This is a genomic window from Nakamurella sp. (assembly GCF_048594475.1).
GTDB lineage: Bacteria > Actinomycetota > Actinomycetes > Mycobacteriales > Nakamurellaceae > Nakamurella.
The window spans coordinates 1-20,842 of the sequence record NZ_JBMDXT010000408.1 but is presented as its reverse complement, the minus strand read 5'-3'; the positions used below and the strand labels follow the sequence as shown (position 1 = coordinate 20,842).

The 20,842-nt window shown below is 73.8% G+C and carries 21 protein-coding genes, 1 other RNA gene and 1 riboswitch; of the genes, 15 read left to right on the top strand and 7 right to left on the bottom strand.

Annotated features, from left to right (window positions below; translation table 11 throughout):
• From ACOJUF_RS18555 to dhaM, 3 genes are all read left to right on the top strand, one after another.
• The coding region (locus ACOJUF_RS18555; RefSeq protein WP_420123297.1) for a dihydroxyacetone kinase subunit DhaK at positions 1 to 531 on the top strand (531 nt) is incomplete at its 5' end.
• A gap of 4 nt (positions 532 to 535) precedes the next feature.
• Positions 536 to 1,174, top strand: a complete 639-nt coding sequence (gene dhaL / locus ACOJUF_RS18550) for a dihydroxyacetone kinase subunit DhaL (RefSeq protein ID WP_420123296.1) — start codon at positions 536 to 538, stop codon at positions 1,172 to 1,174.
• Positions 1,171 to 1,593, top strand: a complete 423-nt coding sequence (gene dhaM / locus ACOJUF_RS18545; RefSeq protein ID WP_420123295.1) for a dihydroxyacetone kinase phosphoryl donor subunit DhaM — start codon at positions 1,171 to 1,173, stop codon at positions 1,591 to 1,593. The genes dhaL and dhaM overlap by 4 nt, the downstream gene beginning before the upstream one ends.
• Positions 1,594 to 1,599: 6 nt before the next feature.
• Here the strand turns inward: dhaM and ACOJUF_RS18540 are convergent, their stop codons facing one another.
• A complete protein-coding gene (locus ACOJUF_RS18540; protein WP_420123294.1) occupies positions 1,600 to 1,950 on the bottom strand; it encodes a BlaI/MecI/CopY family transcriptional regulator in 351 nt (116 codons plus the stop codon).
• A gap of 85 nt (positions 1,951 to 2,035) precedes the next feature.
• Here ACOJUF_RS18540 and ACOJUF_RS18535 point away from each other — a divergent pair, with 85 nt between their 5' ends.
• The 3 genes from ACOJUF_RS18535 (at position 2,036) to ACOJUF_RS18525 (ending at position 5,967) form a co-directional block, all read left to right on the top strand.
• Complete coding sequence (locus tag ACOJUF_RS18535; RefSeq protein WP_420123293.1) at positions 2,036 to 3,199, top strand: iron ABC transporter substrate-binding protein; 1,164 nt, start codon at positions 2,036 to 2,038, stop codon at positions 3,197 to 3,199.
• 133 nt (positions 3,200 to 3,332) lie between these two features.
• Entirely contained in the window at positions 3,333 to 4,847 is a 1,515-nt protein-coding gene (locus ACOJUF_RS18530) for an ABC transporter permease (RefSeq protein ID WP_420123300.1), read from the top strand.
• 40 nt (positions 4,848 to 4,887) lie between these two features.
• Positions 4,888 to 5,967, top strand: a complete 1,080-nt coding sequence (locus ACOJUF_RS18525; protein ID WP_420123299.1) for an ABC transporter ATP-binding protein — start codon at positions 4,888 to 4,890, stop codon at positions 5,965 to 5,967.
• Here ACOJUF_RS18525 and ACOJUF_RS18520 read toward each other — a convergent pair.
• The 3 genes from ACOJUF_RS18520 to ACOJUF_RS18510 all read right to left on the bottom strand — a co-directional run bounded on the left by ACOJUF_RS18520 (position 5,937) and on the right by ACOJUF_RS18510 (position 8,681).
• Positions 5,937 to 6,716: an ABC transporter ATP-binding protein gene (locus ACOJUF_RS18520; RefSeq protein WP_420123292.1), complete on the bottom strand. Its 780-nt coding sequence runs from the start codon at positions 6,714 to 6,716 to the stop codon at positions 5,937 to 5,939. The genes ACOJUF_RS18525 and ACOJUF_RS18520 overlap by 31 nt on opposite strands.
• Entirely contained in the window at positions 6,709 to 7,482 is a 774-nt protein-coding gene (locus tag ACOJUF_RS18515) for an ABC transporter permease (protein ID WP_420123298.1), read from the bottom strand. Before ACOJUF_RS18515 ends, ACOJUF_RS18520 begins: the two co-directional genes overlap by 8 nt.
• 125 nt (positions 7,483 to 7,607) lie before the next feature.
• Positions 7,608 to 8,681, bottom strand: a complete 1,074-nt coding sequence (locus ACOJUF_RS18510) for an ABC transporter substrate-binding protein (protein ID WP_420123291.1) — start codon at positions 8,679 to 8,681, stop codon at positions 7,608 to 7,610.
• Positions 8,674 to 8,769, bottom strand: a riboswitch (TPP riboswitch). (Overlaps the previous gene by 8 nt.)
• A gap of 146 nt (positions 8,770 to 8,915) precedes the next feature.
• Here ACOJUF_RS18510 and ACOJUF_RS18505 point away from each other — a divergent pair.
• The gene (locus ACOJUF_RS18505; RefSeq protein ID WP_420123290.1) at positions 8,916 to 9,755 is read left to right on the top strand and encodes a DUF1295 domain-containing protein; all 840 of its coding nucleotides are present in this window, start codon (positions 8,916 to 8,918) and stop codon (positions 9,753 to 9,755) included.
• A complete protein-coding gene (locus tag ACOJUF_RS18500) occupies positions 9,752 to 10,612 on the top strand; it encodes an oxygenase MpaB family protein (RefSeq protein WP_420123289.1) in 861 nt (286 codons plus the stop codon). Before ACOJUF_RS18505 ends, ACOJUF_RS18500 begins: the two co-directional genes overlap by 4 nt.
• On the opposite strand, the gene ACOJUF_RS18495 is transcribed toward ACOJUF_RS18500, so the two are convergent.
• The gene (locus tag ACOJUF_RS18495; RefSeq protein ID WP_420123288.1) at positions 10,592 to 12,550 is read right to left on the bottom strand and encodes a threonine/serine exporter family protein; all 1,959 of its coding nucleotides are present in this window, start codon (positions 12,548 to 12,550) and stop codon (positions 10,592 to 10,594) included. The genes ACOJUF_RS18500 and ACOJUF_RS18495 overlap by 21 nt on opposite strands.
• Positions 12,551 to 12,556: 6 nt before the next feature.
• Positions 12,557 to 13,801 carry a CpaF family protein gene (locus ACOJUF_RS18490; protein ID WP_420123287.1) on the bottom strand — a complete coding sequence of 415 codons (1,245 nt, stop codon included), beginning with the start codon at positions 13,799 to 13,801 and terminating at the stop codon, positions 12,557 to 12,559.
• Between the two features lie 110 nt (positions 13,802 to 13,911).
• Here ACOJUF_RS18490 and ACOJUF_RS18485 point away from each other — a divergent pair, with 110 nt between their 5' ends.
• Both ACOJUF_RS18485 and ACOJUF_RS18480 read left to right on the top strand, forming a co-directional pair.
• The gene (locus ACOJUF_RS18485; protein WP_420123286.1) at positions 13,912 to 15,345 is read left to right on the top strand and encodes a hypothetical protein; all 1,434 of its coding nucleotides are present in this window, start codon (positions 13,912 to 13,914) and stop codon (positions 15,343 to 15,345) included.
• A gap of 8 nt (positions 15,346 to 15,353) precedes the next feature.
• Complete coding sequence (locus tag ACOJUF_RS18480) at positions 15,354 to 16,349, top strand: alpha/beta fold hydrolase (RefSeq protein WP_420123285.1); 996 nt, start codon at positions 15,354 to 15,356, stop codon at positions 16,347 to 16,349.
• 56 nt (positions 16,350 to 16,405) lie between these two features.
• On the opposite strand, the gene ACOJUF_RS18475 is transcribed toward ACOJUF_RS18480, so the two are convergent.
• On the bottom strand, positions 16,406 to 17,401 hold the full coding sequence (locus ACOJUF_RS18475) for a phosphotransferase (protein WP_420123284.1): 996 nt from the start codon (positions 17,399 to 17,401) through the stop codon (positions 16,406 to 16,408).
• Between the two features lie 93 nt (positions 17,402 to 17,494).
• On the opposite strand from ACOJUF_RS18475, the gene ACOJUF_RS18470 reads away from it, so the two are divergent.
• From ACOJUF_RS18470 to ssrA, 5 genes are all read left to right on the top strand, one after another.
• Complete coding sequence (locus ACOJUF_RS18470) at positions 17,495 to 18,295, top strand: inositol monophosphatase family protein (protein WP_420123283.1); 801 nt, start codon at positions 17,495 to 17,497, stop codon at positions 18,293 to 18,295.
• Between the two features lie 130 nt (positions 18,296 to 18,425).
• The gene (ftsE, locus tag ACOJUF_RS18465) at positions 18,426 to 19,115 is read left to right on the top strand and encodes a cell division ATP-binding protein FtsE (RefSeq protein WP_420123282.1); all 690 of its coding nucleotides are present in this window, start codon (positions 18,426 to 18,428) and stop codon (positions 19,113 to 19,115) included.
• 63 nt (positions 19,116 to 19,178) lie between these two features.
• Entirely contained in the window at positions 19,179 to 20,081 is a 903-nt protein-coding gene (gene ftsX, locus ACOJUF_RS18460) for a permease-like cell division protein FtsX (RefSeq protein ID WP_420123281.1), read from the top strand.
• Positions 20,082 to 20,133: 52 nt separating this feature from the next.
• A complete protein-coding gene (smpB, locus tag ACOJUF_RS18455; RefSeq protein WP_420123280.1) occupies positions 20,134 to 20,643 on the top strand; it encodes an SsrA-binding protein SmpB in 510 nt (169 codons plus the stop codon).
• Between the two features lie 58 nt (positions 20,644 to 20,701).
• Positions 20,702 to 20,842: a transfer-messenger RNA gene (gene ssrA, locus ACOJUF_RS18450) on the top strand; the annotation flags it as partial.

Genomic DNA, 20,842 nt, shown 5'->3' with positions numbered 1-20,842 from the left:
TACAAGATCACCTGCGCGGCCGCGGCCCGCGGCGACGACCTGGACTCGGTGGTCGCCCTCTCGGAGCGGGTCGTGGCCCACGTCCGGACCAGGGGCATGGCCCTGACCCCGTGCACCGTGCCGCACTCCGGCGAGCCGTCCTTCACCCTGGAGGACGACGAGATGGAGATCGGCATCGGCGTGCACGGCGAGCCGGGCCGGGAGCGGGTCAAGGTGACCTCGGCCGACCAGATCGTGGCGACCCTGCTCGGATCGGTCGTCGAGGACCTGCCGTTCGAGTCCGGTGACCGGACGCTGCTGTTCGTCAACGGCATGGGCGGCACCCCGTCGATCGAACTGCACCTGGCGTACAACTCGGCCCGCAAGTTCCTGGCCGACCGGGGGATCGAGGTCGCCCGGACGCTGGTCGGCAACTACTTCACCTCGCTGGAGATGCAGGGCCTGTCGATCTCGCTGCTGCGCCTGGACGACGAGCTGACCGAGCTGTGGGATGCGCCGATCCACACGCCGGCGATGCGGTGGGGTGTGTGAGCCGATGACGTGTGACGCCACGAGCACGGCCGCGGCCATCCGCGCGGTGGCCGCGGTGATCATCGAGCACAAGGTCGAGCTGACCCGGCTGGACCGGGACATCGGCGACGGCGACCACGGCGAGAACCTGGCCCGCGGGTTCACCGCGGTGCTCGGCAAGCTGGACGGCGCGGAGTTCGACACGCCCGCCGCGGTGCTCAAGATGGTGGCCTCGACCCTGATCTCGACCGTCGGCGGGGCCTCCGGCCCGCTCTTCGGCACCGCCTTCCTGCGGGCGTCGACGGCGGTCAAGGATCTGCCCGAGCTCGACGCCCAGGGCATCGTCACCGCGCTCACCGCCGCCCGCGACGGCGTGGTCGCGCGGGGCAAGGCCGAGCTGGAGGACAAGACGATGGTCGACGCGCTGACCCCGGCGGTGAATGCCGCCCGGGCGGCCGCCGACGCCGGGGACGACGTCGGCGCGGTGCTGCGCGCGGCCGCGGCCGACGCGAATCTGGGCGCCGACGCCACGATCCCGTACCAGGCCCGCAAGGGCCGGGCCAGCTACCTGGGCGAACGCTCCATCGGGCACAAGGATCCCGGAGCCACCAGTACGGCCTACCTGCTCGGGGCGTTGGCCGATGCCGCGGCGGGGGTCTCGTGACCGTCGGCATCGTGCTGGTCTCGCACAGCGCCGAGCTGGCCGAGGGGTTGGCCGAGGTGGCCGGCCAGATGGCGCCGAACGTCGCCATCCGGCCGGCCGGCGGCATGGAGGACGGCTCCGTCGGCACCTCGTTCGACCGGATCAGCGACGCGATCCAGGCGGCCGACTCGGGCGACGGGGCGGTCCTGCTCTACGACCTGGGCTCGGGCTACCTGACCGCGGAGACCGCGGTCGAGTTCCTCGAGGGCGAGCAGGCCGACCGGGTGGTGATCGTGGACACCCCGTTCGTGCTCGGCGCGGTGTCCGCCTCGATCGCCGCCAACGTCGGGATGGACCTGCGCGGCGTGATCGGCGCGGCCCTGGAGGCGCGGACCGCCAACGGGCCCGGCGGGGTGCGGTCGGTCGACGAACTGGGCTGATCCCGCTCAGGACTCGTGCAACAGGCGGGCGAGCAGCTGCTCGTCGGCCGGGGACAGCGCGCGCACGAAGCGCTGCAGCACGGCCTCGTGGTCGTTGCCGTCCATGGCCCGGTGCATCGCCGCGGCGACCCGGTCCGCGGGGTCGGTGACGGCCGCGTAGGCGTACCCGCGGCCCTGCGGACGGCGCGCGGCGGCGCCCTTCTCGGCCAGCCGGGTCAGCACGGTCATCACCGTGGTGTAGGCCAGGTCCCGGTCCAGCCGGTCGCGCACCTCGCCGGGCGTGAGCGGCCGCGGGGCGGCCGCCAGCACCGCGAGCACCTCCTGCTCGAGGTGACCCGAACCCCGACGCCCGCCCACCGTGCCTCCCTGCCGAACTACTACAAACCCTGTAGTACGGTGCTCCTGCCTAGGCTACCCTTACCTAACTGCCTCAAGGAGTGCCATGCGTGTGCTGAAGCTTCGCCGACCGCGACCCGGAAGGGTACTGCAGGTGGCGGGCGCCCTCGGGCTGGCCGCGCTGGCCGCCCTGATGGCCGGGTGCGGGTCCGGGTCCACCGGCGCGGCGGGTTCGTCCGCCGCCGCGGTGCCGTCCGGGTCGGCGTCCGGCGGGTCGGCGGCGAGCGGGTCCGCGGCGAGCGGGTCGGCGGCGAGCGGGTCGGGGTCCGGCGCCACCGGCGGGACGCTGGTGCTGTACTCCGGGCGCAACCAGGACCTGATCGGGCCGCTGCTCGAGCAGTTCACCGCCGAGACCGGCGTGCAGGTCGAGTTCCGCGGCGGGGACTCCGGCGAGCTCGCCGCGCAGATCCTCACCGAGGGCGACGCCTCGCCGGCCGACGTCTTCTTCTCCCAGGACGCCGGGGCCCTGGGCGCGGTCACCCAGGCCGGCCTGTTCGCCGCCCTCCCGGCCACGACCCTGGACCGGGTCCCGGCCGCCTACGCCGCCGACGACGGCACCTGGGCCGGGGTGTCCGGCCGGGCCCGCGTCGTCGTCTACAACCCCACGCTCGCGCCGACCCCGCCGGACACCGTCGACGGCCTGCTCGATCCGCAGTGGAAGGGGCAGATCGGTTACGCGCCGACCAACGCGTCGTGGCAGTCGTTCGTCACCGGGCTGCGGGTGCTCCGCGGCGAGGACGGCGCCCGCCAGTGGCTGACCGCGTTCGCCGCCCAGGAACCCAGGGCCTACGAGCGCAACGGCGCCGTGCGGGACGCCGTGAACAGCGGCGAGATCGCGCTCGGCCTGGTCAACCACTACTACCTGTACGAGAAGATCGCCGCCGACGGGGCCGCCGCGGTGACCGCGCAGAACCGGTTCATGGCGCCCGGCGACCCGGGCGGGCTGCTCAACGTGGCCGGCGTCGGCGTGCTGACGACCGCGCCGAACGCCGAGCAGGCGCAGGTGTTCGTCGACTACCTGCTCTCGGACGCCGGCCAGGAGTACTTCGCCGCCAAGACCAAGGAGTACCCGCTGGTCCCCGGCATCGCTGCGGCGGCCGAGGTGCCGCCGCTGGCCGACCTGAGCCCGCCGCAGATCGACCTGTCGGACCTGGCTTCGCTGGAGCAGACCCAGCAGTTGCTGTCCGAGGTGGGGTTGCTGACCCGGTGACCGGGTGACCACCGCGCCGCCGCGCCCGCCCGCTCCGGACCCGGTCCGGGGCGGGCCGGACGGTCGCCGCACCCGTCCCAACGGCCGGCGACGCAGCGCGCCCCGGGGCCGGTCCGGGCGGCGGCCGCCGTGGCTGCTGGTCGTCGCCGCCGCGTTGATCACCCTGATCACCCTCGTGCCGCTGCTCTACCTGGGCGAACGGTCGGTCGACCGGGGCTGGGGATTCGTCCTCGACGAGCTGTTCCAGGCCCGCACGGCGTCGCTGATCGGGCGCAGCCTCGGGCTGGTCGTGGTGGTCACCGTGGCCTGCGGCGTCCTGGGCACCGCGCTGGCCGTCCTGGTCACCCGGACCGACCTGCCGGGCCGGCGCGTCACCTCGGTGCTGCTGGCCCTGCCGCTGGCCGTGCCCAGCTACGTCGCCGCGTACATCTGGATCTCCGAGGTGCCGGCTCTGGCCGGCTTCTGGGGTGCGGCCCTCGTGCTGACCATCGTCAGCTACCCGTATGTCTTCCTGCCGGCCGTCGCGGCGCTCTCCCGGCTCGACCCGGCGCAGGAGGAGGTGGCCCGGTCGCTGGGCCGGTCCGGGCCGGCGGTGCTGGTCCAGGTGACGCTCCGGCGAGCCCGGGCCGCGATCGCCGCCGGGTGCCTGCTGGTCGGGCTGTACGTGCTCAGCGACTTCGGCGCCGTCGCCACCATGCGGTACGAGTCCTTCACCTGGGTCATCTACGGCGCCTACCGGGCCGGCTTCAACCCGTCCCGGGCCGCGATCCTGGCCCTGTTGCTGATGGTGTTCGCGGTCGCGCTGATCGTGGCCGAGGCGGTCGCCCGGGGCCGGGCCAGCGCCTACCGGCTCGGCGCCGGCGTGGCCCGCCCGGCGCCGCTGATCCGGCTCGGCCGGGCCGCCCGGGCCGCCGGGTTCGGGCTGGTCGGCGGCGTGCTGGCGGCCGCCCTGGGGTTCCCGCTGGCCGTGCTGGGCCGCTGGGTGGTCCGGTCCGCGCAGGCCTCGATCGACCTCGGCGAGCTGACCGCCGCGCTCACCGCCTCGCTCGGCTACGCGTTGGCCGCGGCGCTGGTCACCACCGCGCTGGCCGTGCCGGTCGCGCTGCTGGCCGCCCGGTCCCGCGGTCCGGCGGTCGGCGCGATCGAACGGGCCACCTTCCTGACCCACGCGCTGCCCGGCATCGTGGTCGCCGTCGCCGGCGTCTACCTGGGCGCGCGCCTGTTGCGGCCGCTCTACCAGACCTCCCCGCTGCTGGTGCTGGCCTACGTGGTGCTGTTCCTGCCGCTGGCCGTCGGGTCGATCCGGGCCGCCGTCGAGTCGTCGCCGGCCCGGTTGGAGGAGGTCGCGATCTCCCTCGGCCGCTCCTCGACGCGCGCGGTCGTCGCGGTGACCGCGCCGCTGGCCGCCTCCGGGCTGGCCGCCGGCGCGGCGCTGGTGTTCCTGGCCACGATGAAGGAACTGCCGGCCACCCTGCTGCTGCACCCGACGGGAACCGAGACGCTGGCCACCGGGTTGTGGAGGTACACCACCGTCAGCGACTACGGCAATGCCGCGCCCTACGCGGCCGCGCTGGTGCTGTTCGCGGCGGTGCCGACGGCGATCCTCGGTCACTGGAGTGGACGGGCGGGACAGATCCGTGGTCATTGAATTCCGGTCGGCGGGCCGCCCGCCGCGGGAGCGGCGGCCGCTGGCCCACCCGGTGGTCGACGGGGCCGCCGGCGGACTGGTCGTCACCGGGCTGGGCAAGTCGTTCGGCCGGCACCGGGTGCTGGACGACGTGGGCCTGACGGTGCCGCCGCGGTCGATCACCGCGGTGCTGGGCCCGTCGGGCTGCGGCAAGACGACGATGCTGCGCATCGTCGCCGGGTTCGAGACGGCGGACGCGGGCCAGGTCCGGCTGGCCGGACGCGAGCTCGTCGGCCCGCGGACCCGGGTCGCGCCGCAGGACCGGCGGATCGGGCTGCTGCCGCAGGAGGGAGCGTTGTTCCCGCACCTGACCGTGGGCGGCAATGTCGGCTTCGGGCTGCCGCCCGGCCCCGAGCGCGCGTCCGCGGTCGACCGCTGGCTGGACATCGTCGGGCTGGCCGGCACGGCCGGACGGCGGCCGGAGGAGCTGTCCGGCGGCATGCAGCAACGGGTCGCGCTGGCCCGGGCGCTGGCCGCCGACCCGGCGTTGATCCTGCTCGACGAGCCGTTCTCGTCGCTCGACGCGGCCCTGCGGATGACCGTCCGGGAGGAGATCGCCTGGGTGCTGCGGGACGCCGGGACGACCGCGGTGCTGGTCACCCACGACCAGGCCGAGGCGCTGTCGCTGGCCGACACGGTGGTGCTGCTGCTCGGCGGCCGGGTCGAGCAGGCCGGCCCACCGGCCGAGCTCTACCACCGCCCGGTCAGCCTGGCCGCGGCCGCGTTCGTCGGCGAGATCGTCGAACTCGCCGGGGACGCCCGCGGCGGGGTGGTCAGCTCGGCGTTGGGCCGGTTGCCGGTCCGGCTGCCGGTGCCCGACGGGCCCGTGACGATCGCTCTGCGCCCGGAGCAGGTGCGGCTGGCCGCCCCCGGAACCGGGGACCGGCCGGAGGTGACCGCGCAGGTCGTCGAGCACCGCTATTACGGACCCGACACCGTCATCCGGGCCCGGCTGGCGTCCGGCGAGCTGGTCGCCGTGCGCGCCCCCGGGTTCGCGCCGCGGCGGCCGGGCGAGACGATCACGCTGGCCGTGGACGGCGACGTGCTGGCCTACCCGGAGCTTTCCCGCGCCGGGGAGTGAAGCAGGTCCAGCAGATGGGCCTCGAGGTCGACGAACTCCGGCGCGGTGAGCAGGCGCAGCTCCCGCGGCCGGGGCAGCGGGACGGCCAGGTCGCGGACGATGCGGGCGGGCCGGGGGGAGAGCACCAGCACCCGGTCGGCCAGGTAGATCGCCTCGCGGATGTCGTGGGTGATCATCAGGACGGTCCAGTCGTGCCGCCGCCAGACGTCCTGCAGCCAGCCCTGCAGGTCGGTCCGGGTGAGCGAGTCGAGCGCGCCGAACGGCTCGTCCAGGGCGACGATGTCCTTGTCCTGCACCACGGTCCGCAGCAGGGCCGCACGCTGCCGCATCCCGCCGGACAGCTCGCCCGGGTAGGCGTTCTCGAAGCCGGTCAGGCCGAACTGGTCGAACAGGGCAGCTGCCCGCCGGCGCCCCGCCGCGCGGGGGACACCCTGCACGTCCAGGCCCAGCACGGTGTTGTCCAGGATCGTCCGCCACGGCATCAGCAGGTCGCGTTGCGGCATGTACGCGCAGTGCCCGACGGTGCCGGTGATGTCGGCTCCGGCCAGCTCGACGCGGCCCGCGTCGGGCGTCTCCAGGCCGGTCAGCACGTTGAACAGGGTGCTCTTGCCACACCCGCTCGGCCCGATCACCGCCACGAACTCGCCCCGCCGGACGGTGGTGTCGATCCCGTCCAGGACCGGCAGCGGCCCGGTCGGGGTGGCGAACGACTTGCTCACCCCGCGCAGCCGCAGGTCCCGGTCAGCCACGACGGGTGCCCGACGGGCCGGCGGATGCCGCCCGGAGCCAGGGGCAGACCAGCCGCTCCACCAGGTAGGTCAGCGCGAACAGGGTGACCGACAGCAACGCCGTCACCAGGACCGCGGCCAGCACCAGGTCCGTGCGGAACGAGTTCTTCTGCATGCTCATGTAGATGCCCAGGCCGCTGGTCGCGCCGACGTACTCGGCGAAGATCGCGGCGACCACCGCGTAGGTGATGCCGATGCGCAGCGCGGTGAAGAACCGCGGCAGGGCGCCGGGCAGCCGCAGCAGCCGGAACTGCTGCCACCGCGACGCCCCCATCGAGGCCAGCAGCCGGCCGGTCTCCCGGTCGGCACCGGCGAATCCCTCGATCAACCCGATCGCCACCGGGAAGAACGTGGTCAGGATGATCACCAGCACCTTGGGCAGCAGCCCGAAGCCGAACCAGATGATCATCAGCGGGGCGATCGCGATGATCGGCAGGGTCTGCGAGCCGACCAGCAGCGGGACCAGGGCCCGGCGCAGCCACGGCACGAAGTCCACGGTCATGGCCACCGCCCAGCTGACCACCAGGGACACCGCGAACCCGATGAGGGTGACGCCCAGCGTGGACAGGCCGTGCCGGGCCAGGTCGTCCCGGTTCAGCCAGCCCTGCTCGGCGACCCGCAGCGGGGAGGGCAGGATCTGCGGCCGCACCCCGGTCAGCTGCACCGCGAGCTGCCAGCCGACGAGCAGCAGCAGCACGACGACCAGGGCCGGGCCCACCGTCCGCAGCAGACGGCGGGTCCGGGACGGCCCCGGTCGTGGTTCCGCCGCATGTGCGGGCGCGGGGGCCGGCCCGGGGGTCGGCCCGGGGGTCGGCACGGCGGCGGTGGGGGTGACGGGCTCCGACCTGATCGTCATGGGCTCAGGTAGTCGTCGGTGAACAGCGTCGCGTAGTCCGGTTCGGCGGTCAGCGGGGCGCCGTCCGGCCCGATCAGCAACCCGTTGTCGTAGAGGAACTTTCCGTACCCGGACCACTGGGCCAGGGTCTGCGGGCCGACCGTGCCGTCGGCCGTCTTCATGTACGTCGAGGCCAGCAGCTCCTGGCTCTCGGTGACCAGGGACGGGTCCGGGAAGGCGCCGGGGTTCTGGTCCATCAGCAGCGTCGCGGCCGCGTCGGGGTCGTCGGCGGCGAACTGGTAACCGCGCTGCAGGGTTCGGACGAACGCGCGGGCCGCGTCGGGATGCTCGCCCAGCCAGCCGCGGTTGCCGATGACGACGATCGAGTACGCGTCCGGGAAGCCGTAGTCGGTGTACGTGAAGTACTTCATCGGGGTGCCGTTGTGCTGCGCCTCGATGCCCTCCCAGGCCAGGAACGGAATGGTGAAGTCGACGTTGCCCGAGTACAGCGCTTCGTAGGCCGAGGTGCCCAGGGTGACCGTGGTGAAGTCGCCGGTGCCGCCGGCGTCCTTGATCACCGTCTTGAGCAGCGGTTCCTCGGTGGGTCCGCCGAATCCGGCGTAGGTCTTGCCGTCCAGATCCTTGGGCGAGGTCAGGTCGGCGCGGTCGGCCCGCACCCCGATCGCCGTCGCCCAGTGCTGCAGCACGGCCATCACCGACACCAGGTTCGCGCCGGCCGCCTGGGCGACCGTCGTCGAGTCCTGGAAGCTGATGCCGAACTCGGCGTTGCCGGCGTCGATGATCGTCTCGGGCAGCGCCGTGTTGTACGGCAGGATCTGCACGTCCAGCCCGGCGTCGGCGAACCAGCCCTGCGCCAGGGCGACGTACAGGCCGGTGTGGTTGGTGTTCGGGGTCCAATCAAGGGCGAACCGGATGGTGGTCTTCGCGCCGGGGGTGGTGCCCGAGCCGTCCGCGGAGCCGGCCGCCGAGCTGCCGGGCGGGGAGCCGCCGGAGGCCGAACAGCCGACCACCGTCAGGACGGCGGCCAGGAGGAGTGCGACGGCGGGTGCGCGCCGCAGGCGGGGTCGCATCGAACGACAATCCCTTCGCTAGTACGAACTAGATCAGGTTCAACGGGTGTTTTCTCAGCCCCGTGGCGGGGCACCCCGTGTCGAGAGCACACCCTACTCCTGCGCGTCCGACGCCCCGGTCGACCGTTCGGGCGAGCATCTTGGGGGCATCCGGCGGGGCCGGTCGGGCGGTAGTCCGGCCATCGGGTCGGGCCCGGCGGGCACGGACGAGGGTGAACGGCGAGAGGGAGATCGATGGGACTGACCGGGGTCGACGGCAGGAACCTGCGCCGGGTGGTGGGGGCGGCCGCTGCGGTGACCGCCGCGGTGCAGACCGCGACGGCGGTCGCGGCCCTGCGGCGCGGCCGGCGCGACTACGTCGACGCGGTCTGGGGTCCGGGCCTGGGGGCGATCGCGGTGACCGCCGCGGCGGTCGGCCGGGGCGACCCGGTGCGACGCTGGGGCCTGGCCGCGGTCACTTCGGTGTGGGCGGCGCGGTTGGGCGGCCAGATCGCCGGCCGGCTGCGCACCAGCGACCGCGAGGACCCGCGCTACACCGAGTACCTGGAGGGGGACTCCACCGCGGCGGTGGTCGGCAAGGTCTTCGTGACGCAGGGGCTGGCCCAGCTGGTCGTGTCGGCGCCGATCCAGCTGGCGGCGGCCAGCGCGGTACCGCGGACCGCGCGGCGGTGGCTGGTGCCGGCCGGGCTCGCGGTCATGGTCGCGGGGACGGCGATCGAGGCGCTGGCCGACCGGCAGAAGGACCGGTACCGGGCGCGCACCGACGAGGCCAAGCCGCCGATCCTGGACACCGGGCTCTGGGGCTGGTCGCGGCACCCCAACTACTTCGGCGACTCGCTGGTCTGGGACGGGGCCTGGCTGGCGTCGGCCGCATCCGCCCCCGGCGGCTGGACCGTGCCCGCGCCGGCGCTGATGAGCTACCTGCTGATCGTTGCCACCGGCGCCCGGCGGACCGAACGCCGGATGCAGGACCGGCCGGGCTACCGCGAGTACCAGCGGCGGGTGTCGTTCTTCGTCCCGCTCCCGCCCGGAAAGCGGGACGAGCAGCGGGACGAGCGGCGGAGCCGCCGATGACGGGCGACGACGGCCTGTTCGGGCCGGCCAGCGTCACCTGGGCGGTGCACGCCGATCCCGTCTTCCCGGTGGCCGGCGTCCGGGCGCTGCTGCTGCAGGCGCTGCACCCGGTGACGATGGCCGCGGTCGCCCAGCACGGCGGCTTCGACGAGGACTTCTGGGGCCGGCTGGAGCGGACCGTCGGGTACGTCAACACGGTGACCTTCGGCCCGGCCGGCGAGGCCCGACGGACCGCGGCCCGGGTTCGCGGCGTGCACCGGCGGTTGCGCGGCACCGACCCGGCGACCGGCCGGACCTTCCGGCTGGACGAGCCGGATCTGTTGCTGTGGGTGCACTGCTGCCAGGTCGAGTCGTACCTGGGCACCGCCCGCCGGGCCGGAGCGCCGGTCGACCTGGCGGCCGCCGATCGCTATGTGGCCGAGCAGGTGCTGGCGGCCGAGCTGATCGGCATCCCCGCCGACCTGGTGCCGACGACGGTGGGCGGCCTGCAGGACTACTTCCGGGCCGTGCGCCCGGTGCTGGCCGTGTCCGACGACGCCCGCCGGGCCGTCCGGCAGCTGGCGGTGCCCCCGATGGCCTCCTGGGTCCGCCTGTTGACCCCGGCCTGGCCGGCCTGGTTGACGCTGGCCGGGCTCGCGGCCGGCCTGCTGCCGCGCTGGGCCCGCCGGTTGTACCGGTTGCCCGGCCTGCCGATCACCGACCCGGTGGCCACCGCGGCGCTGCGGGCGTTGCGGGCCGGGACGGCGATCCTGCCGGAGCGGTTCTCCGGCCCGCCGGAGGTGCGGGCCGCGCGGGCCCGGGCGGCGGCCCTGGCGGCCGCGTCCCCGGCGGGCGGGTCAGCGGCGCCGGCGGCGTAGCCAGTCCGGGGCCAGGGCCGAACCGAAGACCACGCCCAGGGCGATCGCCACGAACGTGACGCCGGCGGTCAGGATCGAGGTCACTCCGGCGTCCCGCGTGTCGCCCATCACCTGGGTGACCCCGACCAGGGCCACGGCCCCGGGGACCAGCAGCCAGAACGCGGGCAGGAAGGTGACCATGGTCGGCGGCCCCGACCGCTGCCCGGCGGCGAACACCGCGACCGGGGTCATCAGCGCGGCGCCGACGAACCCGGACAGGTAGCTGCCGACCAGCAGACCGCCCAGGACCTGCCCGGCGAACGCGACGTACAGCACGAGCAGCATCCAGCCCAGCGACCGTGGCCGTCCGGAGAAGGTCAGCAGCACGCCGACCCCGAAGACCAGGACGCCGAGCCAGGGGTTGACCGCGCCGGCTGCACCGCCGTCCGCCGGTGCGATGGTGATGACGGGCAGGCCGACCAGCTGCACGCCGCCGACGATGCCGATCGCCAGCAGGACCAGCTGCAGCCCGCCGGAGATGAACCGGCTGGCCCCCGAGATCATCTGCCCGGTGGCCAGTTCCAGCACCGCGGTGGTCAGCACCCCACCCGGGATGAAGGTGACCAGGGCGCCCAGCACCGGCGGCAGGAAGCCCGGATCCAGGCTGGTCCGGGCGAGCAGCGCCACCGCGGCCGAGACGGCGAAGGCGCAGCCGATCGGGACGAACACCTGCAGGGCCGCCGACCGGCCGGTCGCCCACCACTTGACCAGGCCGACCCCGGCGCCGAGCACCGCCGCCATCGGGAACGCCAGCCAGCCGCCGGCCAGCACGATGGCCAGCCCGACCGCGATCACGGCGTGCCCCAGCACCACGACGGCCGGCCCGGCGCTGGGCGGCAGGGTCTTGATCGCGCGCAGCCGGCGCAGCGCCTCGGCCACGCCGATATCGGCGTCCTCCACATCCGCGGCGACCCGGAACACGGCGTCGATCTGGTCGAGCCGCAGCCCGGCCCCGCCGCTGGTCGCGACCTCGGTGCGGGAGCGGTCCTCCCCGGGCACCGTGATGATCAGCGCGGTCGGCAGGACGACGATCTCGGCGTCCGGCACGCCGTTGGCCGCGGCGATCCGCATCAGGTCGGCCTGCACGTGGGTGACCGGCGAGCCGGACCGGACCATCGCGTCGCCGAGCTCGACGAGCAGGTCGATCAGCTCGTGGCCGCCGCGGGTCACCGTGACCGTCGAGCCGTCGGCCGGCGGCGGCCCGGCCCGGGGGACCGGTCCGGCTTCGGCCGCGGGGGCGGTTCCGGCTTCGGCTGCGGGGGCGGTTGCGGATTTGGGGCCCGGGCCGGCCGGTCGGGTCGGGTCGGGGCGGGTCGGGGGACCGGCGGGGCCCCGGAACCGCCGGCGGACGACCGCGATGACCACGCCGGCCAGCGCCAGCACGGCCAGGGCGACGGCGATCGTGCCCGCGCCGATGCCCGACCGCTGCGCCGCCGGCGGGACGGCCGGCAGCTCCGCCGTCGGCACCGGCCGGGCCGTCGTCGGCACCGGGCGGTCGGAGGTGTCGGTGGTGCCGGCCGACTCGGTGGCGAGCGTGCTCTCACCGCTGCCGGTGGTCCCGGTGGTCCCTGCAGTCTCGGTCGGGCCGGTCGGCGGGGCGGTTCCGGTGCTCGAGGCGGTGCCGGTGCTGGAGGTCCCGGTCGGGGTGGCGGTCGAGCCGGACGCCGGCGGGCCGGTCGACGACGCCCCGGTGGACGCCGGTGCCCCGGTCCCGGTCGCCGCCGGGCTGCCGGGCGTCGGTGTGGTGGTGAGCACCAGCGCGGCCGGCGGCACCGGGTCGGTGGTCTGCACCGTGGCCGCGAGGCCGGCCGGGGCCGGGACCAGCACGGCGACGAGCACGGTGAACAGCACCGCGATGGCCGCGGCCCCACGGCGGCGGGCAGACAGGTGGTCGACCATCGCCGGTCAGCCGCCGTCCCGGCCGCCGGCGAGCAGCGCGACCAGGTCGATGCCGTGCCGGGCGAAGCGGTCGGCGTGCGGCGGGTAGCCCTGGGCCCGGACCAGTGCGCCGCCGCGGGTGGTGAAGATGTCCTCGGTCTCGACCACCCCGCCCTCGACCCGGCCGGGCAGGGCCACGATCTCCCGGATCCGGCGCGACCCGTCGGGCTCGACGCCGACCTGCACGACCAGGTCGATGCAGGCGGCCACGGTCGGCACCACGAACGCGTCGGTGACGTTCTCACCGGCCAGCAGCGGCAGGGTGCACAGCTTGACCACCGCCTCGCGGGCCGAGTTGGCGTGCACGCTGCACATGCCCGGCAGGCCGGAGTTCAGCGCGATCAGCAGGTCGAGCGACTCCTCCTGGCGGACCTCACCGACGATCAGCCGGCTCGGTCGCATCCGCAGCGCCTCCTTGACCAGCCGGCGCAGCCGGATCTCGCCGTGCCCCTCCAGGTTCGGCTGGCGGGTCTGCATGGCGACCACGTCGGGCAGGTTGGGGCGGAGCTCGAACACCTCCTCGCACGTGATCACCCGCTCCCGCGCCGGGATCGAGTTGATGAGCGTGTTCAGCAGGGTCGTCTTCCCAGCCTGGGTGCCGCCGGCCACGATGATGTTCAACCCGGCCGCGACGGCCCCCTCCAGGAAGCGGGCGGCGTGCGGGGTCACGGTGCCCAGCGCCACCAGGTCCTCCAGGCCGTTGGCGGCGACGACGAACTTGCGGATGTTCAGGCTCAGGTGCTCGCGGGTGATGTCGGGGATGACGGCGTGCAGCCGGCTGCCGTCGGGCAGCAGCGCGTCGACGAACGGTGAGCTCAGGTCGAGGCGGCGGCCGGACGGTTTGAGCATCCGTTCGACGAGATCGCGCACGTCCTGGGCGGCGAGCACGACGGTGGTGAGTTCGGAGCGGCCGTGGCGGGCGATGAAGACGCGGCCGGGCTGGTTGATCCAGATCTCCTCGACCGTCGGGTCGTCGAGGAACTTCTGCAGCGGGCCGAGGCCGGCCAGGGCGTCGAAGACGGACCGGACGGTGGTGGGGCGGTCGAGCAGCGGGGGCAGGGAGGAGACCGGCACGCGTTCCTCGTAGTGGGCGACCACCTCTTCGATGAGCAGGCGGGTGGCGCGGTGGTCGGTGACCGGGTCGATGCCGCGGCGGCGGATGAGTTCGCGGACCTCGTCCTGGATGTGCTCGGTGGCGGTCGGCGCGGCCATGCCGGTGACGGTAGCCGGTCGCGGGCCCCCGGCCCGGGTTGTCCACAGGGCGCGGATGGGTGCGGCGGGTTGCCCGGAACGGGCGGCGGGGCCCGTGCCACAGTGCACGGGTGAACGCCGCCTCCGCGGTGCGCACGCTCCAGCACGCCTACGTCCGGTGGCAGGCCCGAGGGCTGCCGCGCCGGCGCAGCCGCTGGACGGTGCTGCGCCGCAGCGCCCTGCTGATGCTGCTGGCGGTGCTGGTCGTGGTCACCCTGGCCCAGGCGCCCGGCTCGACCTGCGAGCTGCCGATCGACCTGGAGTTCGACGCCGGTCCGGACGATCCGGCCGTCTCCGCCGGGGCCGCGGTCGCGGCCGTCGGGCTCTGGCTGGCCGCGGTCGTCGGGGCCGTGGTGGCGATCCGCCGCGTGCTGGTGATCGGCCGGCGCCGGTCGATGTGGATGTACCCGAACTGGCACCGCCGCATCCAGGGCGCCGCGGCCACCGCGGTCGGCCGGTGGCTGCTGGCCGGCTGCACCGTCCTGGTGCTGTGGTTGACGGCCGCGGGGATCTGCTCGGTCCCGGAGTGGCTGACCGTGCTGGCGGGTCTGGCCTTCTTCGCCGGGCTGCTGCTGGTGGTGTTCGGCGCGGCCGTGTCGACCGAGGCCGGCTGGGTCGGGTTCGCGCTGGTCGCGGTGATCGACCTGCTCAGCGTCTGCCTGCTGCTGGGCTACGCCCTGATCGACCCCGAACACGCCCCGTTCGCCCTGGTCGGCGCCGTGGCCTTCACCATCCACGCCGGCTGCACGGCGGTGGCCTGCCGCTGGTCGTTCGTGGTCGGCACGATGCCCGGGTCCCGGGCCGATGACCGGGCCAAGGCCGGGGAGACCGGCCGGTCCCTGTGCGCGCTGTGGGTGCTGCTGCTGATCGCCTACCTGGTCGTCATCCTCGACCAGACGCTGCTCGACCGGGCCGTGTCCCTGCTGACCAGCCCGATCGTCGTCGCGCTGACCCTGGGCGCGCTGGCCGTGACCCTGGGCAGCGGCCACACCAAGTACGTCGAGGCCCGGGAGGCGGCCCGCCGCCGGGTCCGCGACCGGCGATCGGCCCGCACCACCACGTTCGACCGGCGGGACGACCTGGTGCCCCGGATCGCGGCCCGGATGATTGCCGCGTGCGGTCCGCTGCCGACGGCCGACGTCGCCGCGGGCGTCAACCGGATGTCGGCGCTGGGGGTGGACGAACGCCAGTTGCGCCGCGACCTGACCGCGTCGGTCCTGCTCGCCCGCGTCGGGTCCGACACCTGGGCGCTGGCCGCCGGGGTCGATCCGCGCCGGCTCGGCTGGGCCACCGACCGCACGTTGCAGCGGCTGGCCGGCGGCGCCCGGCACACCGGGGCCGAGCTGGACGCCCTGCTGGACGCGGCCGGCTACCGCGGGCTGGCCGTCTCCGGCTACCTGCGGCCGACCCATCCGCTGATCCGCGCCCACGGCCACGGGCCGGCCCGACGCTGGTCCGTGCTCGCCGGGACCGGCCCGGCCGGGTCGCTGCCGCCGGTTGCTTGAATGGACCGGTGACGGACAGCGCGGTGGGGGACGGCCCGATGGATCGGGCGCCCGTGGATCGGGCCCTGGCCGACCGGGCCCTGGACGAGGTGGACATCCGGGGCATCGACATCGCCTCGGTCAACGGGCTCACCCTGGCCCACGAGTCGTTCGGCGACCCGGCCGACGTGCCGATCCTGCTGGTGATGGGGTTGGGCACGCAGATGGTCGGCTGGCCCGACGAGTTCTGCGCCCTGCTGGCCGCGGCCGGCCACCACGTCACCCGGTACGACAACCGCGACGTCGGGCTGTCCACCCACCTGGACGACCTGCCCGCCGGCCAGCCGGTGGCCGCGTTCCTCGGGCGCACCGCGCCCTACCGGCTGGCCGACATGGCCCAGGACGCGGCCGAGCTGATCGGCGCCCTCGGCCACGAGAGCATGCACGTCGTCGGCCTGTCCATGGGCGGCTGCATCAGCCAGATCCTGACCCTGGAGCACCCGCACCGGGTGCGCAGCCTGACCTCCATGTCCTCGACGACCGGCAGCCGGCGGGTCGGCCACCCGCGCCTGGACATCGCCCGCCGGATGGTCACCCAACGCTCGGCCCGGTCCCGGGAGGAGGCGATCGAGATCGGGCTGGCCAACTGGCGGCAGACCGGGTCACCGGGATTTCCGTTCGACGAGGAGCGGCTGCGCCGCCGGGTCGCCCGGTCCTGGGATCGCGGTTACGACCCCGCCGGCAGCGGTCGCCAGTTCGCCGCGCTGCTCGCCGCACCGGACCGGACGGCCGCGCTTGCCGCGATCACGGTGCCGACGCTGGTGCTGCACGGGGAGGCCGACCCGCTGATCGGGGTGTCCGGCGGCCGGGCGACCGCCCGGGCGATCCCGGGGGCGCGCCTGGTCACCTACCCGGGCATGGGCCACGACCTGCCCGAGGCGTTGTGGCCTTCGTTCGTCGCCGAGATCGCCCGCACGGTCGCCCAGGCCGAGGCGGTGCGCCCCGGCCCGCCGCGGCCGGCCTGACCGCCCGGCCGGCCTGATCGCCCCGGCCGGCCGGACCGTGTCCCGGCCGGGTCAGGTCAGGTCAGGAAGCGGGCGCCCACCCGGGCCCGGTCCTCCCACCAGGCCAGCTCGTCGTCGTACCCGCCGAGGGCCTTCTCCCAGCCGAACTGGACCAGGGCGCCGAGCAGCGCGAGCCCGAGTTGCCGCTCCCACCAGCCGCCGGTGTCCACCCCGGCCGCCTCCAGCGCCGACCGGTAGTCGCCGATGGCCGCCTCCTTGCTCTGCGGCAGGCGCCGGCAGTTGATCGCCAGGTACCAGGCCAGATCGGCGCAGGGCGCGCCGATCCCGGGCATCTCCCAGTCCAGCACGACCGAGCGGCCGGCGTCGTCGACCCCGAGGTTGTCCAGCTTCCAGTTGCCGTGCACGAACGACTGGGGGGTCTCGGCCAGCGCCAGGACCAGCGGCCCGGGGTCGAGCGCGAGCGGGCCGGCCACGGCCGCGGCCACCGGGGCGACCTGGGGCAGCAGCCGCCACCCCCGCTCGATGAGCGGCGGCACGACGTGCCGGGATCCGATCGCGGCCTCGGCCATCGCCGTCCAGGGTGACAGCTCCAGGTACCGGTGCATCGCCGGCACGACCTCGAACTCGGCCCCGGGCGCCCAGAGGGTCGCGTGCATCGTCGCCAGGTGGGCCAGTTGCAGCTGGTGCACCGAGAGCGGGATCGCGGTCTCGACGGCCGGGATCAGCCACTCGGACACGTCGTGCATCCGCACGGCGGTGCGCCGCCGGCCGCCGCCGCCCTCGGTGGCCACCCCGATGACCGGCTGGTGGAGGCAACCGGGCAACCGATCGAGGAGGCCGCGACCCCACAGCGGCACGATCGGACCGGCGAGCACCCCCGAGGCGTGCTGGGTCCAGTCGTGGGCGCCGTCGATCTCCTTGACCACCACCGGGTGGCCGTCCCGGAACCCGCGGCGCAGCCGGGCACCCGAGGTGCCCGGCGCGTCCGGCATCGGTTCCAGGTCCTCGACCCCGTCGAGCAGGTCGCGGATGCGCGGCAGTACAGCGGTCATCGCGGTCGTCCCCCAGGTCAACCCGGCAAATCCAGCAAATCAGTCAAATCGTACCGACCCAGGGTAAGCCGGACCGGTGTCTACAGTGACCCGGTGCCCGGTGACGACGACGACCTCACGCTTGCCCTCCGTTTGGCCGATCTCGCGGACGCGATCAGCCTGCCGCGCTTCGGCGCGGCCGACCTGCGGGTGACCGCCAAGCCGGACCTGACGCCGGTCTCCGACGCCGACCTCGCGGTCGAGACGGCGATCCGGGAACGGCTGGCCGTCGACCGCCCCGGTGACCTGGTGGTGGGGGAGGAGTTCGGCGGGTCGGCCGCCGCGATCGGGCAGCGCCGCTGGATCGTCGACCCGATCGACGGCACCAAGAACTTCGTCCGCGGCGTGCCCGTCTGGGCCACCCTGATCGCGCTGGTCGACGGTCCGCCCGGGGCCGACCCGGTGGTGGGTGTGGTGTCGGCGCCGGCGCTCGCGCGGCGCTGGTGGGCGGCCGCCGGGGCGGGCGCGTTCACCGCGTTCGCGGGCGGGCCGGCCCGCCGGTGCCGGGTGTCGGGCGTGTCGTCGCCGGCCGACGCCTCGCTCTCCTACTCGGAGCCGGCCGAGTGGCGGGCGGCCGGCCGGGAGAGGCAGTTCCAGAACCTGCTCGACGCCTGCTGGCGCACCCGCGCGTACGGCGACTTCTATTCCTACGTTCTGGTTGCCGAGGGGGCGGTGGACCTGGCCGCCGAGCCCGAACTGAGCCTGTGGGACGTGGCCGCGCTGATGCCGATCGTCCGCGAGGCCGGCGGCCGGTTCACCGGGATCGACGGTCAGCCATCCGGCGGCACGACGGTCAGCGCGTTGGCCACGAATGGTCTCCTGCACGCGGACGCGGTCGCTCTGCTGAACGAGTGACGAACCCACTGGACGGGTGGCGTTCGCTTGCGTGAAATCCTCGTCCCGGGCGTGATTTTCTCGTCAGGTTGCGCGCGTTTTGCTCCGTGATCACGGGTCGATAACTCTTTTGCCTTTACACTCCGTCGTTGTGATTCATGCGTCCAAGGTCAGCAAGCTGTACAAGACCTCCACCCGGCCTGCCCTCGACGAGGTCACCATCGAGGTCGACAAGGGCGAGTTCGTCTTCGTGATCGGACCGTCCGGATCCGGCAAGTCGACCCTGTTGCGCCTGCTGATCAGGGAGGACGTGCCCTCCGGCGGCGAGCTGGAGGTCAACGGCGAGGACCTGGTGCACATGCGCCGGGGCCGCGTCGCCGCGCACCGCCGCCGCCTGGGATGCGTCTTCCAGGACTTCCGGCTGCTGACGAACCGCACCGTGGCCCAGAACGTCGGATTCGCGCTGGAGGTCATCGGCCGGTCGAAGGCGTCGATCAAGCAGACGGTGCCCGAGGTGCTCGAGATGGTCGGGCTGGAGGGCAAGGCGAACCGGCTGCCGCACGAGCTGTCCGGCGGCGAGCAGCAGCGCGTGGCCATCGCGCGGGCGTTCGCCAACCGGCCCATCCTCCTGCTCGCGGACGAGCCCACCGGCAACCTGGACCCCGACACCAGTGCCGACATCATGCTGCTGCTGGAACGCATCAACCGGACCGGCACCACGGTGCTGATGGCCACGCACGACAACACGATCGTGGACTCGATGCGTCGCCGGGTCATCGAACTGCAACTGGGCAAGGTCGTGCGCGACGAGGCCCGCGGCGTCTACGGCGTCGGCCGCTAGCCGCCGGTCGCCGAGAGTCGATTCCGCCAGCCTGCTCACCGCGCAGCCAACGAGAGGAACCCAGTGCGCGCCGGATTTGTCGTCAGCGAGGTCCTGACCGGATTTCGTCGAAATATCACCATGACCATCGCGATGATCCTGACCACCGCGATCTCGCTGGGCCTGCTCGGCGGCGGCCTGATCATCGCCCGGATGACCGATCAGATGCGCGACATCTACGGCGACAAGGTCGAGGTCACGATCTATCTGACGCCGGACGTCTCCGCCCAGGACCCGGACTGCCGGCAGTCGCCGTGCCAGGACATCAGCCAGGCGCTGCAGGCCAACGGGGACGTCGAGACGGTCGACTTCGAGAGCCAGGCGGCCGCCTACGAGCGGTACAAGCAGCAGTTCGCCGGCCAGCCGGAGCTGCTGGAGATCGGTTCACCGGAGGCGCTGTCCGCGTCCTTCCACGTCAAGCTGTACGACCCGCAGCGCTACCGGGTGATCTCCGAACAGTTCTCCGGCAAACCCGGCGTGCAGTCGGTGGCCGACCAGAGCGCGTTCCTGGACCGGTTGTTCAGCCTGCTCAACGGCATCCGCAACGCGACGATCATCGTCGCGCTGATCCAGGCGCTGGCGGCCCTGCTGCTGATCTCGAACATGGTGCAGGTGGCCGCGTACACCCGGCGCGCCGAGACCTCGATCATGCGGCTGGTCGGCGCCTCCCGCTGGCGCACCCAGCTGCCGTTCATGCTGGAGGCGGTGATCGCCGGCGTGGTCGGCGCCGCGCTGGCCATCGGTGGGCTGGTCGCGGCCAAGTTCCTGTTCGTCGACCAGGCCCTCGGGCCGGTGATCCGCTCCGGCATCCTGCCCGAGATCGACACCGCCACCCTGGTCTGGGTCTCGCCGATCCTGCTGGCCGCCGGCGGCGGGCTGGCCGCCATCTCGGCCTACGTCACCCTCCGGTTGTACGTGCGACTGTGACGGGCAAATGCGGTGAAGTCCGCCCGGCGGACTGACTACTGTTGATGGCGCCATGGCAACCAAGACCTCACCCAGACCAAGCAGCAGCAACCGGCCGACCGGCCGGCAGATCATCGCGTCCAACCGCAAGGCCCGGCACGACTACGAGATCCTGGACACCTACGAGGCCGGCATCTCGCTGACCGGCACCGAGGTGAAATCCTGTCGCGCCGGTCGGGCCACCCTGGTCGACGGGTACGCGACGATCAGCGAGGACGAGGTGTGGCTGCGCGGCGTGCACATCGCCGAGTACGCCGAGGGGACGTGGACCAATCACGCGCCGCGCCGGGCCCGCAAGCTGCTGCTGCACCGGGCCGAGATCATGAAGCTGACCGGCAAGATGCGCGAGAGCGGAACCGCGCTGATCCCGCTGTCCCTGTACTTCAGCAACGGCCGGGTCAAGGTCGAGCTCGGCCTGGCCCGCGGCAAGCGCGAGTACGACAAGCGGCAGACCATCGCCAAGCGGGACGCCGACCGGGAGCTGGAGCGGTACGCCGGGCGGCGGGCCAAGGGCCGCGTCTGAGATCGAGCGGACGCCGGCGCCGTCACCAGGTAGACTGGAGCACGCTGTTCCTCCCCTCGGGGGTGATCGGTTTCGACAGCGTGAGTCGAGTGAGGTGAAGCGGGCCGAGGAAGGCAACGATGATCTCGTTAACCATCCGTTGCAAAAAAATCAAGTGCCGACAACAAGCGCACTGACTTCGCCCTCGCCGCCTGAGCGA